A 16,264-nucleotide genomic window follows, 5' to 3' on the forward strand; every position below is an offset into this window, starting at 1 on the left:
AAGTATGTTGGCATTAAGATATATTTATTTATCTTAGTATGGAACTTGTTGCATAGGATTTAGCTACTAGGCTTTAAAAGCTAAAGATGGGAAGTGGCATCAAGTGGATTTGTGAAGACTTAGAAACTTAGATGAACGAAATTTAATTAAGGGATTTAAAAATGAACTTACTAAACTCACCGAACACGCATCAGTCAGCCAGTGGTGTAACGCTTGCTGAAGCGGAAATAAAAGCAATAAATCTAATTGAATTAATGCGCCATCAGGTTGCAACACAACCTGAAGCGACCGCCGTTGTTGGTCATCATGAGAGCATGACTTTTGCGCAGCTGGATCTGCGAGCACAGCAGATTGCCGCGACATTACAGCAACTTGATGCCAAACCAGACGACTATATAGGCCTATTTGTTGAGCCTTCCGACGATTTGGTAGTCGGCGTATGGGGCAGCTTATATGCCGGGTGTGGTTATTTACCACTGTCACCTGAATACCCAGATAAGCGGGTATTACACATGATCACTGATTCAAAGACTCAGTTGATACTGACGCAATCACACCTGAAAGAAAAAATCATCTCGCTTGTTGGGCCTTCTGTTACGGTCATTTGCCTGGAAGAGCTGAGCAATGAGCAAACATACTGTGCAGAGGTTGCCCCGGAAAATCTGGCATACATGATTTATACCTCGGGCAGCACCGGGACACCGAAAGGCGTCATGATTGAGCACGGTAACATCGTTAATCAGATGCGCTGGCTGCGTGAGCAGTTTGGGTTTGATAACAGCACACGCATCATTCAGAAAACGCCATTTAGCTTTGATGCGGCACAATGGGAGATCCTGGCGTGTGCCATGGGCGCCTGCGTGGTGGCGAGTGAGCCAGGCATGTATCGTGATCCTATGGCATTGATTGATGCCATGATTGAAAACGAAGTCACCGTTTTGCAGTGTGTGCCCACTTTGTTGCAGGCTCTGCTGGACACCCCAGGGATCCAGCTTTGTAGCTCGCTGCAGCACGTTTTTAGTGGTGGTGAAACCCTGACAAAACAACTGGCAGCGCAGTTTTTTGAAGAGCTCCCGGGCCTTAAGTTAACCAACCTGTATGGCCCCACTGAGTGCACCATTAACTCATCCAGTTATACGGTAACTCAAAACACGCTGGAGCAGGATTTTGAGGCCATTTCAATTGGCCAGGCCGTTGCAAATACGCACTATTATGTGCTGGATGATGAACTTCAACCGGTTGCAGCCGGCGAATCAGGTGAGCTGTACATCAGTGGTGCGCAGATCGCCCGTGGTTACTTTGACAGAGCTGATATCACCAAGGAGCGCTTTATCTCTAACCCGCACTCTGATGAGCCACAGCACAGTGTGCTTTATCGAAGTGGGGATGTGGTTAAGCTGGATGATCAGGGCAACGCACACTTTTTAGGTCGCGTTGACAATCAGGTCAAGCTGCGTGGTTATCGGGTTGAGCTGGATGAGATCCGCCTGGCGATAGAAAAGCACGACTGGGTTAAAAACGCGGCTATGGTCATTAAAAATGATGAGCGAACCGGGTTTCAGAATCTGATTGCCTGTATTGAGCTGAACAAACGTGAAGCCGCAGTGATGGACCAGGGTAATCACGGTGAGCACCACCAGTCGAAGAAAAACAAACTTCAGGTAAAAGCGCAGCTCTCTAATGCGGGTTTCCGTTCAGAGGCGGTACTCAAAGATGAGCCATCTTTTGAATTACCAAATAAACAACCAACACAAGGTCAGTCAGAAACGGTGTTTGCACGCAAAACCTATCGTTTCTTTGAAGGCGGAGAGCTGACGCAGCAGGACATCGTTGAGTTACTCGCAGCACCTGAGCGTGCGGGTAAGAGTGTCGATGTGGCCCAGTTAAGTTACGGTCAGTTTGGTCAGATCATGCGCTATTTTGGTCAATTCAAAAGTGAGGAGCGTTTGTTACCTAAATATGGCTATGCTTCACCAGGTGCCCTATATGCAACTCAGTTATTTGTTGAAATACATCAGCTTTTTGACCTGGATGCCGGTATTTACTACTACCAGCCAGAGCAACATACACTACATTTAGTACGCCCGGTTGCCGAGCACAGTGAAGCTCAGCTGAAAGTTCATTTCCTGGGTAAACAACAGGCAATCGAACCGGTTTACAAAAACAACATTCTGGAAGTGTTGGAAATGGAAACTGGACACATGCTGGGGCTGTTTGATCAGGTACTGCCTTTATTCGGGCTGGCTGTTGGTAAAGGGGAATTCACTGAGTCACTGCAAGAATGTCTCGCGGTTGAGCACGATGACCAATACCTGGGCAGTTATGAAATTACCCCGGCGGCGCAAGGCGTGCCACTGCAAGAAGTCGAGTCAATAGTGCAGATCCAAGGTGTTGAGGGTCTGGAGAATGGCCAGTATTCGCTGCAAGACGGTGAATTTGTGCCCCTGTCTGAAAAACTCATAGAGAAGAAAAGTGTTATTGCGATTAATCAGCAGGTTTATGAGCGTTCCAGCTTTGGTGTATCTATGCTCAGCCACACGACTGAAGCATGGCGACACTATGTCGACCTGGGCAGACGCTTGCAACAGCTACAAATGAACAAGCTGAATATTGGTCTGATGTCATCCGGTTACAGCTCGAAAAGTGGGAATAACTTGCCATCAGCGGATCGCTTCGGCGCTATCCTGGCTGAGCAAGGCAAAGAGATGAAGCCGTTCTACTTCTGTATCGGCGGTAAGGTGTCTGACGAACAAATGCGCAGCGAAGGGATGAAAGAAGACGCCATCCACATGCGTGGTCCGGTAGAAATCCTGAAGGATGACCTGCAAAGTCGCTTACCGACTTACATGGTACCGAATCAAATCGTGGCGTTCGATGCATTCCCGCAAACTGCTAACGGCAAAGTGGATTATATCGCCTTACGTGACAACGAGAAGCTGTCGCAACTGGGTAATGATGTGCCATATATTGAGCCACGTAACCCGCTTGAAGAGCACATTGCAGAAATCTGGAAGCAAACACTGAAATGGGATAAAGCGTCAGTTAAAGATAACTTCTTCGAAAGCGGCGGTAACTCACTGACAGCGGTGACCTTACTTAACCGCATTAATAAGGAGCTTAGCCTTAACCTGCCTATGCAGACGTTGTTCCAGGCCCCCAGTATTGAGGATTTGGCCCAGCATATTCAGGAAAGTGATCATGATACAGACAACCGACTGATCTCATTAAATAATTCATCAAAAGACAGCAAAGTATTCTGCTGGCCGGGTCTGGGTGGCTACCCGATGAGCCTGAAGCCTCTGGCAGAGAAAGTGGCTGATCAGGCTGAATTCATCGGTGTTCAGGCACATGGTATCAACGAGCAGGAAGTACCGTACCAGACTATCAGTGAGATGGCGCGTGCAGACATTAAATTACTAAAAGAAGCACAGCCTGAAGGTCCTTACACATTATGGGGATATTCATTTGGTGCCAGAGTGGCGTTTGAAGTAGCACACCAGCTGGAGCAGGCAGGGGACGAAGTGAAGGATCTATACCTGATTGCACCCGGATCGCCGGAGTTGCCGCAGTTTGCCAGCCGAGCACGCGTACCGTGTTTCAGTTCAGGGGCATTTGTCACCATCTTGTACTCAGTGTTCTTCCAGAAGATCAGTGGTCCGGTGCTTGAAAAGTGCCTGGAAGTCGTGACCGACAAAGCCAGCTTTATCGACTTTGTTTGCACCAACCACAGAGCACTCAATCAGGACATGGTGAAACGCATTGTTGATATCGTGGTGCAAACCTACGAATTCAAATACACCTTTAACGAATTGCTGGAGCGTAATGTGAAGGCACCTAAGGTGATATTCAAAGCGCAAGGAGATGATTATTCATTCCTGGAAAACATTCCGGGATATGCAGAAGACGAAACTCGCACAATCCACTTGGAGGCAGACCACTATGCCTTGCTTAAACACCCAGGTGTTGAAGAGTTGTTTGACTGTATTGTTGATTACCAGAGCGAAGCAGAAGCCTTTAATCGCTTGCTGACCGCCTAACGCATTTAAGGAGAAAAACCATGCCACATGTAGATATTCATTATTTTGCGTGCCCGGTTTCTGACATAGCAAAAGAAGCCATTGCACAAACCATTACGGCAATTCTGAGTAAAGAGCTCAATTGCGGTGAAGAAGTGATTTCAGTTGCCTTGTGCCCTCAAGTACCTGAGGACTGGCAGCAAAACGTATACCAGCCGTTAATTACGGCGCAAAAAGATAAACTGATTAAATTTCCAAATTACTAAATTTACGAATTATGACAAGGACAAAATTATGAACAACTTATCAATCCCATTAGTTATTAAACCAGAAGTTCAAGCGGCCCTGAGACAAGGCAAACCTGTTGTCGCACTTGAGTCTAATGTTATCACACATGGACTGGATTATCCGGATAACCGCCTGACCGCATTAAAAGTTGAAGCCGCGGTGCGCGAATCAGGTGCTGTGCCTGCCACCATTGGTATTGCAGACGGTAAATTCCTGATAGGCATGAACGAGGAAGAAATTGAGCTGTTCGCAACAACGGCCAATATTCCTAAAGTAAGTACTCGTGATTTGCCTGTGGTACTGGCCAAGAAACAGCTGGGTGCAACCACCGTAGCCTCATCGCTAATCGCTGCAGAGATTGCGGGCATAGACTTCTTCTCTTCGGCAGGGATTGGCGGGGTACACCGTGGTGCACAGGAAACCATGGATATTTCATCGGATTTGATCCAGTTCACCCAATCGCGCGTTGCAGTGGTGTGTGCCGGTGCGAAGAATATCCTGGATTTGGGCCTGACGCTGGAGTTCCTGGAAACCCATAACGTCCCCGTGATCTCATATCAGTTTGATGATTTCCCTGCTTTTTACTGCCGTTCAAGTGGCTTTAAAGCACCACAACGTATCGACGATGCTGATTTGCTGGCTGAAATCATTGAAACGCAATGGCGCTTAGATGAAGGACGCAGCGTGGTGATCACGACGCCTACCCGTGAGGAAGATGCGATTGACAGTGAAGAAGTCAATGAAGCAATTAATGATGCTGTTCGTGCCGCTGAGGCCGAAGGTGTGAGCGGTAATGCAGTCACTAAATACATCATGAAAGCCATTGATAAAGTAACCAATGGTCGTTCAGCACAAGCTAATTCCGCGGTTTTGATTAACACCGCACGTGTGGCTGGCTATCTGGCTGTAGCACATGCAAATCAAAAGCAGCGCGAGCACGATAGCGCAGCATAAGGAAATACGCACAAAAGACATTGACAAATTTTTTTGGTCATATATCTTTATATAAAGATTCTTTGCTTGATGTATCTTTTTGCAAAGTTTGATTCAGGAGCAGCCTTCGGGCTGTTCCCCAAGGTAAAGGAAAAGGAGAAAGTCATGAATATTAAACCCTGGATTTCAACAGCAAGTGTTGTTGCCACTTTGGTAGTAGGAAGTATTGCCCTTAAAGGGCGCATGATCGAAGCACGTAATACCGAGTTTTCAGAGCAAGCCGCGACGGTAGAAGCAATGCGTGTAGAGACAGTACCGTATCAGTCATACATAGATATCAGTGGTGTGATTAAAGCACCACAAACCATCAATCTGGTGAATGAGGTATCGGGTAAAATCACTCAGTTGCACTTTAAGTCGGGCGACTTAGTCAAAGCGGGTGAGCCCCTGTTAGAGATTGATCATGCAGAAGAGCTGGCACAACTGGCCGCGGCCAGGGCGCGCGTCACGCAGCAGGAAAGCACACTGGTCCGTTATCGCAACCTGCACGAGCGCAAAAAGTTCAGCGACCAGCAACTGGAAGAAGCCATCACGCAGCTGGCTGAGTTCCGCGCACAGGTTGACTTACTTACAGCGCGTATTGATAAGAAAGTCATTAAGGCACCGTTTACCGCATATGTTGGGATACACGACCTGCAAGTCGGCCAATACCTGGCACCTAACACTATACTGACCAACATGGTTGGATTGCAGGAGCACATGTGGGTGGATTTCTCGGTACCACAAACCTATCAGGCACTGGCCATCAATACCCCGATTCGCGTGTCTCTGGTTGGTGACAACGCGGCCCCGCAAGTGGCTTACGTTGAGTCGGTAGAGCCTGGTATGACAGCAGCATCCAGACAACTGAAATACCGTGCGCGCATCGAGCGTACCGAGCAGTTGAACACGAATCAGCTGGTTAAGATCAGCTTGCCGATAGGCACCAATCAGGAAGTTATTGCGGTGCCTTACCTGGCCATCGTTAAGGACCAACTGGGTGACTATGTTTATCTGCTGGAGAAAGACGAACAGGGCACACTCAGAGCAACACGTCAGCAGGTCGAGCTGGGTGAGCGTCTGGGTGACATGGTCATGATCACGGATGGTCTTGAGGAAGACCGCCTGATCGCCAGCGCGGGGGCATTCAAACTGCGCAGCGGCCTGAAAACGTTTGTCTCAGAGCCTCAGCAACCCGAACAGTCTGTTGCAATGGAAGACACTCAGAAAGAAGGAGTTTCGCTATGAAAAATAAAGCCCACTTTATGGATAGATTTGTAACTATGCCGGTGCTGGCCGTGGTGTTATCTGCCATGATTTGCATCGGTGGGCTATGGTCTGTGTTGAAGATCACCGTCCTGCAATTTCCTAAAATAGAAAGCTCGTCTTTGGTGGTCTCGACCACTTATATCGGCGCATCGGCTGATACGGTAAAAGGGTTTGTGACTGAACCCATAGAGCGTGTAACAGCCACGGTCCCTGGCATTGACTATGTGGAATCGACCACAACGGCTGGGGTCAGCACTGTGACTGCGTACCTTAACCTGAATGAAGACAGCTCCAAGGCGCTGGCTGAGCTGACTGCCCGGCTGGGTCAGGTCAGCTACATGTTGCCGTCAGAATCCGAAGATCCGGTTGTGACTGTACAGCGCGCTGACAGACCTCATGCCTTGTTCTATCTGAATATTGAAAATGAAGGCGTGTCGCTTATTCAGCTAACGGATTACTTATCACGTCAGGTTACACCAGTGCTTAATGGCATTGAGGGTGTACAACGGGTCGCGATAGAAGGTAGCCGTACCCCGGCGCTGCGAGTTGACCTGGACTCAGCGAAACTGGATGCATTTGGCCTGAGCGCTGACGAAGTGTACAGCGCACTGGCTGCAAACAACACGATTGCCACTCTGGGCTTTACCGAGACCAGCAAGCAACGCATTGACCTGGTGGCCAACACCCAGCTGAAAGATTTAAATGAATTCAAGCGCATGGTTATCAGACAGTCGAACAACGAAACCATTTATCTGCGCGATGTCGCCACTGTCAGACTGGGTTCTGAGCAGCCAACTATCAGTGCACGTTTAAGCCAGCAAGATACCGTGTATATCTCGGTCTGGCCGCTGCCAGGTGCAAACGAAATTGCCATTGGTGATGCCTTATATGCGATGACCGATGAAATCAACGAAACCCTGCCTGATGGCATCCGTATTAACTATGCCTACGACGGCACCTTATATATGCGTGACGCACTGAACGAAATCTTTAAGACGCTGGTTGAAACGGTTGTGTTGGTGGGTGCTGTGGTCTTGTTCATGATGGGCTCATTCAGAAGTGCCGCTGTGCCGCTGGTGACCATTCCTATTTCAATTCTGGGCGCGGTTGCAGCCATGTATGTGGTCGGTTTCTCAATGAACTTACTAACGGTACTGGCCATCGTGCTCTCAGTTGGCCTGGTGGTGGATGATGCCATCGTCGTAGTCGAAAACGTTTCGCGTTACATTCGTGAAGGTAAGCCTAAGTTACAGGCTGCACTGGAAAGCTCCAGACAACTGTTTGTGCCCATTGTTTCGATGACGCTGACACTGGCGATGGTATACCTGCCAATCGGCTTCCTTTCAGGGCTGACCGGGATCTTATTCAAAGAGTTTGCCTTTACACTGGCCATTGCCGTCGTGATTTCCGGATTTGTTGCTGTGACCTTGTCGCCTATCATGAGTGCTTATGTAACGCCTCCGGGTGGCAAAGAAACAAAACTGACACGCAAAGTAAATGGTGGATTTGACTGGTTACGTAAAAAGTATAAAACCGTACTGAGTGCTTCTTTGAGCTGGCGCAATCAAATTCTGTTAGGCGCCATGGTATTAAGCCTGATGGTCGTGCCATTTTTCACCGGCTCGAAAAAAGAGTTGGCCCCGGTTGAAGATCAAAGCCAGATTTATGTACTGGTACAGTCTCCGCCTGAGTCATCACTGACTTACAACGAAGACAACATGCATGGTGTGGTTGATACCTTACTGGAAATGCCGGGCACAACGCAGATGTGGCAAAACATCTTCACTAACAGTGCATTTGGTGGGGTAGAGTTCATCAGCGCATCGGAGCGTGACTTCACAACGATGTCACTCATCCCTCAGGTGTATGGTCGTCTGGCACAGTTACCGGGTATTAATCCGCTGCCAATTTTGCCATCACCATTACCGACTGCGGGTCAGTTTGATGTGGAAATGGTGGTTAAATCGTCAGCCAGTTATGAAGAAATGAAACAGTTTGCCGATCAGCTGATAGGCAGAGCGTTTGGTAGTGGTCACTTCCTGTATGCAGACACAGACCTGAAAATTGACTTGCCACAAATTGAAGTAACCCTGAAGCGTGAACAAATTGCAGATTTGGGTATGGACCTGGCCCATGTCAGTCGTCAGCTGGGTATCTTGCTTTCGAACAACTATGTGAACCGCTTTGACGCCCGAGGTAAGGCCTACCAGGTCATCCCTGTGGTAGACAGCCAGATTAAAACGGATCCGTCGAAATTACTGAGCCTGCAAATTAAGGCGCACAACGGCACTATGGTTCCTTTGTCTGCCATTGCTGAAATCAACTGGACCACGGTACCGCGTCAGCTTAGCAGCTTTGGTCAACAAAATGCGTTTCGTATCTTCGGTGGTGTGCTGCCAAGCTCAACCAAAGAAGCGGCACTAACGGCGCTGGAAGAAGCGGCTAAAGAAGTTCTGCCTCCTTCTTACATGATTGATTACGCAGGTGAATCAAGACAGATCAGACAGCAAGGCAACAGCCTGCTGGGTGTCATGGCGGTGTCTTTGGTGATTGTTTATCTGCTACTGAGCATTCAGTTCAACAGCTTCAGAGATCCGCTGGTGGTCTTGCTGGGCAGTGTACCGCTGGCAATGATGGGCGCACTGGCACTGTCTTACTTTGAGCTGACAACGATGAATATTTACTCTCAGATTGGTTTAATTACTTTGATAGGCTTGATTGCGAAAAACGGTATCTTGATTGTGGAATTCGCGAATCATTTACAAGAGGAAGGGCGCAGTAAACTGGATGCTGTGGTTGAATCAGCAGCAACTCGGTTACGTCCTATCCTGATGACTACTGCAGCAACGGTGTTGGGTCACTTCCCATTGATGCTGGTAACCGGAGCAGGTGCTGAGGCACGTAACAGCATAGGTATTATTCTGGTTGCAGGCATGATGGTAGGCACTTTATTTACCTTGTTTGTATTACCGGCCTTCTACGTAAAACTTGCGACACGTCGCGAGGCACGTAAGGCCAAAGCTCGGGCAACTGCGAAAGCAACCCCCGCACTTGCCATGAGCTAATCAGTACACCCAGTAACATGCCGCAGAATTCGGGCTTCTAAGGCCCTAAGTCGCAGCAAAGCGCCAGCATCGCCTGGCGCTTTTTTGCGTTAGCGGACAACGCAGAAGTTTGTTCAGGGTGCAACCAAAGCTGACAAACAACTCAGTCATTGCGGACGCGTGCGAGCCGGGATCTACTTAAGCATCACGTTGAAGCAAACTGATGAGAAGGTGAGACAGAGCTAAAGTAGGTGTCTATACGAAGCCCCCGCAACTTTCAAGAGCCACAATTCTCGCTTTCTCCGAACTTTTAAGTCTCGTTTATGCCATAACTATTTTTAAGTTTATGAAATTTATCGCATTAGCAGTTTTGCATAGCGAGGCCGTTAGTCTCGCAAATACCAGGTCTCGTTTTCTGCAGACAGCTATAGACTTGTAGACAAGGGTTTTAGGTGGTAGGTTATTGTTATTAATATGAATAAGCTGTTTTAGTAGTGGGCTGTAAGGACCTTGGAAACAGGCTTAAACCGGCATTCTCACTAATATATTTTTGGCAGTATCTGAGGTTATGGATGAATGAATTAGATTTGCAGTCTTTCAATATAAAAATAATCGGCCCCGGTCGAGAATATTTCCAACCAATAAGCTCTGAAGAAGCTGATAACTTTTCAGAAAAAGGGTTGTATCTTAGCATTACGGAAGGTTTCTCTGCTCCTGAAGTAACTCAAGTTCTTATTTCAATTGGCAGCAATGTTGTCGCTGGTTTAAGTGTTTATTATATATCTAAGTTATTTGACAAAATATTTTCAGCAAAGGCTAAAGCTAAAAAAGAAGGCCGTGAAATTCAAATTAGTGTTTCTATTCAGGAAAAAATTCATATTAAAAACGTAGAAAGTTCGATTGAAATAGAAAAAGCTTTAGATATAGTCGTTACAAAAACAAAGCAAGAGTAAAATGCTGATAACAAGGCATTGAAACGGACTTTCAACAGGTGGCTTTTTTCACTCCGTTCAACATTTTAGCCAACAATAAAAAGCCTATTAATGTGGAGTTATCTGCCCGCGCGGTATAAGAGGTTTACACTTGAATTATCAGTATCCAGATGAATTAGAGTTTTTTGATAGAGGCTTTGGCTATTCTGATGAATATGATCATGACGAGGGGATGTTTTCATTTATCTTACCGTTATGAAAACGGGGGTAAGTTGATATTTACACATTCTCCATTTAATAACTGCTCTGTAAGCGTAAAACTTATTCAAGACGATGTGGTTGTTTTTAATATCTGTAAGGAGAATGTTAGTAATATTAATTTTCAAACTTGGGGAAGTGAGAAGGTACTGAGGGTTTATTTATCTAACGAAGTTGAGAGGAATGACTTCCTTGTGTACTTCGACCCTAAACCTAGACTACGCTACTCAGAGTTTTAAGTGTGTGCTCCTTTCGTGACTAATTTTAGCCAATCATTTATGCACGTACTGGTAAAGTATTAGGAAAGCAATGTTCAGAATTATTGTCTTAATTTTTTCGCTTTGGCTTCGGTCAACTCTTTTGCTTGCTTCCAACCACCTGAGGGGCTTATTGAGTCTCACGAGCTTCAAGCTAAATTATATTTTACATTAGCTTTAGCGTTACTGATTGCTGCAATAATATTGCGGCTATTGTCAGAACGAAAAAGAGTGTGGGTTCCTTTATTATTTATTACCTCTTTTACGTATTTACCTGCTTACCTTTGGCATTGGGGACAGGCTTATTCTGGAGCTTGCGGTATACCGGAAATAGTATTAGCATTTCAAATTTGGGCAGGTGGGCTTGCAGTTTTGTGTATTTACGAAACAGTATTCTGGTATAAAAAGAAGCGAATAAAAGGTTAAACTTAGTGTCCATGCAAAGTCTATAACGAGACCGTAAGCCTCGTTAATACCGAGTTTCGTTTTCTACAGATAGGTATAGACTTGAAGGTAAAAGGTGTTGTTTGTAAGGTTCTGTTATTATTGAGAATAATTTTTTGGTGGGCTGTAAAGACCTTGGAAACAGGCATGAATCAGCATTCTCACTAACACACTGTGATGTGCCAAAGGGATTTGAATATTGAACATTTTTAAATACTTAACCATAGCAGCATTACTTATTGGCATTGTCTGTGTATATCTGTTTATGCGGCCGATTTGGGTTCCTATGTATCAAAAAGTAGTTGGAAAACAGACTGTTTCAGATGTAGTAAGTAGATACGAAAGTGAAACGCATAATAGGCTTGAGCCCTTTTTTCAAAAAGCAGGTATCCAATACCCTCCTTCACAAGTCACTTTGCTTGCGATTAAAGACACTAAGCAATTGGAATTGTGGGTAACACACGGAAACAAACAAGTTTATGTTCGATCATATCCAATTCTGGCTGCAAGTGGAGTTCTTGGGCCCAAACTAAAAGAAGGTGACAAGCAAGTTCCAGAAGGCATCTACGGCTTAGAGTATTTAAATCCAAACAGCGCTTTCCATTTATCGATGAAATTAAACTACCCCAATCAATTTGACTTAAAAAATGCTCAAATAGAGGGAAGGACTGAACCCGGTACGAATATATTCATTCATGGAAAAGCGGTTTCAATAGGCTGTTTAGCTATGGGGGATGAAGTTATAGAAGAGTTGTTTATCTTAACTACTTTAGTAGGTAAAAACTCTGTCTCTGTTGCTATTGCACCTTCAGATCCCAGAAAAAATGATATTCTAAAATTAGCGTCAGGTAAGCCTGAATGGGTAAACGAACTGTACATTGATCTTTCAAACTATTTTGGGAAGTTTCAGCATGACACATGACAAAGCGTTTAAGTCGCTCCCTGTTGTCACTGGGACGCAAACACGCGACAGCTTCGCCATTTTCGTCGCACATTTACGCCTTTTAGCGTAGCATTAGGCAATCACACCACCACTGGAACAATGATGGAAATCGTACAGAAAAAGAAATCCAACAAGCATACATTCACATTTCATGATGACTATTTTAATTTTGCATATGAAGATAAATCTGGCTCTGGTGATACTGATTTCAACTATGCAGATTTCCCTCAGAAATCATCTATACAAATTGAGAAAAATGAATGGCTTAGTAATGTAGGTTATATATGGTGCGCTCTTGGTGTATTCCAAATGGGTTATGCAATTTACTCCGGAGCCTCACTCTCAGGCAAGGGATTTTGGCTTGTAGTAGGCTTGATTTGCGTCATTTGGGCATATTTTTCCACAGTAAAGTACACCGTATTTAAAACTAATAACGGAAATATTTTCATTATTCAAGACAAGAAGCATGATGAAATCATCACCGAGCTTAACTCTCGAAGAAAGACGCAGTTATTGAGCTGGTATGGAGATATCAATTTAGAGAACGGATTAGATCAAGAAAAGGACAAGTTTAGATGGCTCGCAGAGCAAGGCGTTTTATCGAAAGAGGAGTCTGAGAAGAGGATCGCTCAAGCTGAGCTATTGAATGAAGACAATTTCGAACTTCCCGGTGAAAAATTAAACTAATACCTAATAAATCAATGAAGCCCGGCCCTGTAAGTGCCCCTGGGTCGGCACTAGGCCGCCACAAGTGTAGCGGCGCTCACTGGGCTTGTGCGTCAGGAGCTTTAAATACAGTGAAGTTCTTAAAGTTTATTTTCATTTTCTTAGTTGCGATCACTTTAGGTTGTGATTCTGGAACTAAAAAAATACTTCCTCTGACAGACACACAGCTTAATCTTATTGCTTTGGGTTACGAGCATAATAGCTGGTCAATTAAGTTAACAAAAAGCTCTGAAAGCACCCCAGTTCACAATCTGTTACTCTCAGTTGTGTTTTTAGAGCAATATTTTGGTTTTAATAAGTCAGACTTCATCGAAAACCCCGTGAGTGAACTTAATAAAACTTCTTTAGACTTAGAGTTTTTTGAGAGTGATAAAGGTTTAATAATTGTTCAGTTAACTTATTATGAATTTGGTAATGAAAGGAAGAAAGTAGCTCGCATAACAGAGGTAGGTACAGAAGCGCTTTTTCAGCTTGATGTTTTTCATATCGAAAATGCACAAGGTTATAGCTTTAAAATATTTATAAATCAAGACAGTTTTGCTGAAATAGATACAAGTATTCGAGATATTAAAGATATATATAAAAGGTCTTATGCAGGCTTTGATACAATAACGTACTCTTTGAAAAACGTACAACAAGTTAATTAAAATATGGACGCAAAACAGCAGGCTTGCGCTTATTTTTTCGCGTAGTTTAGCCTGCAATTTTGCGCCGGTTAAGCGAGACGATAAGGCTACACATGAATCATAGACTTTGGTTGTTATCAATCTTCGTCATTTTATTTTCTAATGACGTTGTGGCTCTTTCTTGTGCCTCCACACAAGATAGGATTTTTGCTGAGTGCGACAAAGGAGATTGCAAAAATTTTTTATATGTAATTGAAGTCAATGCACACTCTCAATGTTCAAGGCGACCGACCATTGAGCAGCCTTCAGCTTTGGTTAAAGAGATTTTTGAATTCGAAATTCGCAATAGCGAGTATAGAGATGAAAGAGGGGTTTACGAAATAGCATTACGTAGTGTGCTGTTTTCAAATTCGTACATGTTCTCAAATATAGAAGAGTATCGCCTCTATTCTGAACGAACTAAGCAGAATGAATACCCCAGAGGAGTATTAAGTCGCATCGCAGACCAATCTATTGAAAAGCTAGAAATCGAATGGAAGTTAAAGGAAAAGAAAGGCTATCAAAGAATGTTATTCTTTAAATTTTTAGATTGGTTTTCATTGATATTAGCTTTGATACTTCTTGTTTACTCGATTATTTGGTTCATTAAATGGCAAAGATTGTTGGTTAGTGTGAAATGGGTCATTTTTTCTATAAGCATCCAGGTGACAATATTTACAATTGCATTCGCGAGCATGTCTACTTGGTCAATGTCACTAATCACCTTATTAGGCATATTTATTCCTGGCATTTGGTTGTATCAAATTACTTCGTTTATTAACTTGTGGTGGTTGAATAGGGCCCGCACTTAACAGGCGCTTAATTAGAGCTTACGTTCCGCCAGTTGCTTAGCATAGCGTTAGAAGGTCTGATTGATTTATGAATAAAGTCCTTGGTGAACAAGAGAAAAAACTATATCAGTCAAACTGATGAGGTATTACATTATATGTGGGACCCCATTGGTATTAGAGGTATTGCTCAATCAAGGGGTGAATATCACTCATATTTACCAAAGGTTTTTTCTATGTTGATTGAAGATGTTGAACCAGAAGTAATTGCTGAGTACCTAGAAAATATTGAGTCAGAGAGGATGGGACTAAATCCAGATAAAGAACATACTCTGCATATAGCGCAAACACTATTAGGAATACGGGAAGCAATATTGGAACGCGGCTTCTGACAAGTTACTCAAAATAAAAAACACATACCCCCAGCGTTGTTGCAGACAAGTTTTGGAATGGATGTCTGCTTCTTCTCTTCCGTAGAATTCGAGCTTCTAAGGCCCTAAGTCGCAGCAAAGCGCCAGCATCGCCTGGCGCTGTTTTGCGTTAGCGGATAACACAGAAATTTGTTCAGGGTGGAACCAAAGCTGACAAACAACTCAGTCATCCCGGATGCATGCGAGCCGGGATCTACTTAAGCATCACGCTGAAGCAAACTGATGAGAAGGTGAGACAGAGCTAAAGTTGGTGCTCTTCCAAGTTGAACCTGCCGAAGTTGGCAGACAAGTTTTAGAATGGGTGTCTGCTTCTGTGCTCTTACTAATACACTGTTTGGTTTCAAAGTCGACAGCAGGAAATTACTCAGCTAATCTTGAGGTAGTTAAGGAAAATCAAAAGGGTAGTAATGGAATACTTGAATAATGCTTACGTCTGGGGATTGCTTTTTTCAATAGCTTCATTTGTGGCGACAGAGTTTTTCTTCCCAGTGTCAGATGATAGTGCAATAGCCAAGAAACAAAAGCATTTTTGGGCTATTGCGATATTTATGATCATGTTATTACAAAGTTTGGTCGTGAGTCACCTATTCGAACTTTCAAAAACAGTTGAAGCTAATCAAAATAAAATAAACTCATTGGTAAATGAAAAGTCTACAACTGCTTCAACCGCATTGAACTCCCATAAAGATATAATTGTTGGTAGTGTTTCAGAAGTATCTAAGCAAGCAAAGTCGCAGTACGAAACTCTGGGAAAACGCATCAAAGAACTTGAAGCTAAAATAGGCTCGGTTACTGGGTTCGAGGACGTATCAGGCACTACCCAAGTCAGACTTTTAATAAATCCTAACCTACGAGACTCTGTAGTTGTTTATGACTCAAGTAGTGGAAAGTTCCCAATCTTGGAAGGAGATGGTGAATTTTGGGTACGGTTGACGAACAGAGACTTACTAGAAGAACCCGTAGTGGAAATCAGAATACACCCTAAGCATTCTGTGGGGCCTGAGCAAGGGACGGAGTTTGTATTTGGTGTTTCAGAAAGTACGTTGAAAATCCTTTCTGGCGGTGAAGCTAAAGAGAGTTTGAGAGTTCAAGCCAAAATTGTAAAGCAATCAACCTAACAAGTTACTATAGCGGACAGTCAACAACTCTTTCGCTTTGTGCTATATGCTTATACTAGCTTAAAGCGTATCTATAACAGCGTCGGCTAATCAAGGCGCTATATGCACTTGAG

The 16,264-nt window shown here is 44.4% G+C and carries 12 protein-coding genes; all 12 read left to right on the forward strand.

The window, feature by feature from the left end:
• Window positions 1-161: 161 nt before the first annotated feature.
• The 12 genes from PRUB_RS19995 to PRUB_RS20050 all read left to right on the forward strand — a co-directional run bounded on the left by PRUB_RS19995 (window position 162) and on the right by PRUB_RS20050 (window position 16,151).
• Window positions 162-4,037 carry an amino acid adenylation domain-containing protein gene (locus PRUB_RS19995; RefSeq protein WP_010386796.1) on the forward strand — a complete coding sequence of 1,292 codons (3,876 nt, stop codon included), beginning with the start codon at window positions 162-164 and terminating at the stop codon, window positions 4,035-4,037.
• A 20-nt stretch (window positions 4,038-4,057) separates the two neighbouring features.
• The gene (locus tag PRUB_RS20000; protein ID WP_010386797.1) at window positions 4,058-4,282 is read left to right on the forward strand and encodes a tautomerase family protein; all 225 of its coding nucleotides are present in this window, start codon (window positions 4,058-4,060) and stop codon (window positions 4,280-4,282) included.
• Window positions 4,283-4,310: 28 nt separating this feature from the next.
• Entirely contained in the window at window positions 4,311-5,258 is a 948-nt protein-coding gene (locus tag PRUB_RS20005; RefSeq protein WP_010386798.1) for a pseudouridine-5'-phosphate glycosidase, read from the forward strand.
• Window positions 5,259-5,402: 144 nt separating this feature from the next.
• A complete protein-coding gene (locus PRUB_RS20010) occupies window positions 5,403-6,524 on the forward strand; it encodes an efflux RND transporter periplasmic adaptor subunit (RefSeq protein ID WP_010386799.1) in 1,122 nt (373 codons plus the stop codon).
• Window positions 6,521-9,610 (forward strand): efflux RND transporter permease subunit, encoded by a 3,090-nt coding sequence (locus PRUB_RS20015; protein ID WP_010386800.1) that lies wholly within the window; start codon window positions 6,521-6,523, stop codon window positions 9,608-9,610. Before PRUB_RS20010 ends, PRUB_RS20015 begins: the two co-directional genes overlap by 4 nt.
• A gap of 551 nt (window positions 9,611-10,161) precedes the next feature.
• Window positions 10,162-10,542, forward strand: a complete 381-nt coding sequence (locus tag PRUB_RS20020) for a hypothetical protein (protein WP_021032886.1) — start codon at window positions 10,162-10,164, stop codon at window positions 10,540-10,542.
• 1,137 nt (window positions 10,543-11,679) lie between these two features.
• Window positions 11,680-12,402, forward strand: coding sequence for a L,D-transpeptidase family protein (locus PRUB_RS20025; RefSeq protein WP_010386802.1), 723 nt, complete (start codon window positions 11,680-11,682; stop codon window positions 12,400-12,402).
• A 120-nt stretch (window positions 12,403-12,522) separates the two neighbouring features.
• The gene (locus tag PRUB_RS20030; protein WP_242065267.1) at window positions 12,523-13,110 is read left to right on the forward strand and encodes a hypothetical protein; all 588 of its coding nucleotides are present in this window, start codon (window positions 12,523-12,525) and stop codon (window positions 13,108-13,110) included.
• A 110-nt stretch (window positions 13,111-13,220) separates the two neighbouring features.
• Window positions 13,221-13,796, forward strand: a complete 576-nt coding sequence (locus tag PRUB_RS20035; RefSeq protein WP_010386805.1) for a hypothetical protein — start codon at window positions 13,221-13,223, stop codon at window positions 13,794-13,796.
• A gap of 92 nt (window positions 13,797-13,888) precedes the next feature.
• Window positions 13,889-14,626 (forward strand): hypothetical protein, encoded by a 738-nt coding sequence (locus PRUB_RS20040; RefSeq protein ID WP_010386806.1) that lies wholly within the window; start codon window positions 13,889-13,891, stop codon window positions 14,624-14,626.
• A gap of 212 nt (window positions 14,627-14,838) precedes the next feature.
• Entirely contained in the window at window positions 14,839-14,994 is a 156-nt protein-coding gene (locus PRUB_RS20045; protein ID WP_155946362.1) for a hypothetical protein, read from the forward strand.
• 446 nt (window positions 14,995-15,440) lie between these two features.
• The gene (locus tag PRUB_RS20050) at window positions 15,441-16,151 is read left to right on the forward strand and encodes a hypothetical protein (protein ID WP_010386808.1); all 711 of its coding nucleotides are present in this window, start codon (window positions 15,441-15,443) and stop codon (window positions 16,149-16,151) included.
• The last annotated feature ends 113 nt before the right edge of the window (window positions 16,152-16,264 follow it).

It is taken from the genome of Pseudoalteromonas rubra, assembly GCF_000238295.3.
GTDB lineage: Bacteria > Pseudomonadota > Gammaproteobacteria > Enterobacterales > Alteromonadaceae > Pseudoalteromonas > Pseudoalteromonas rubra.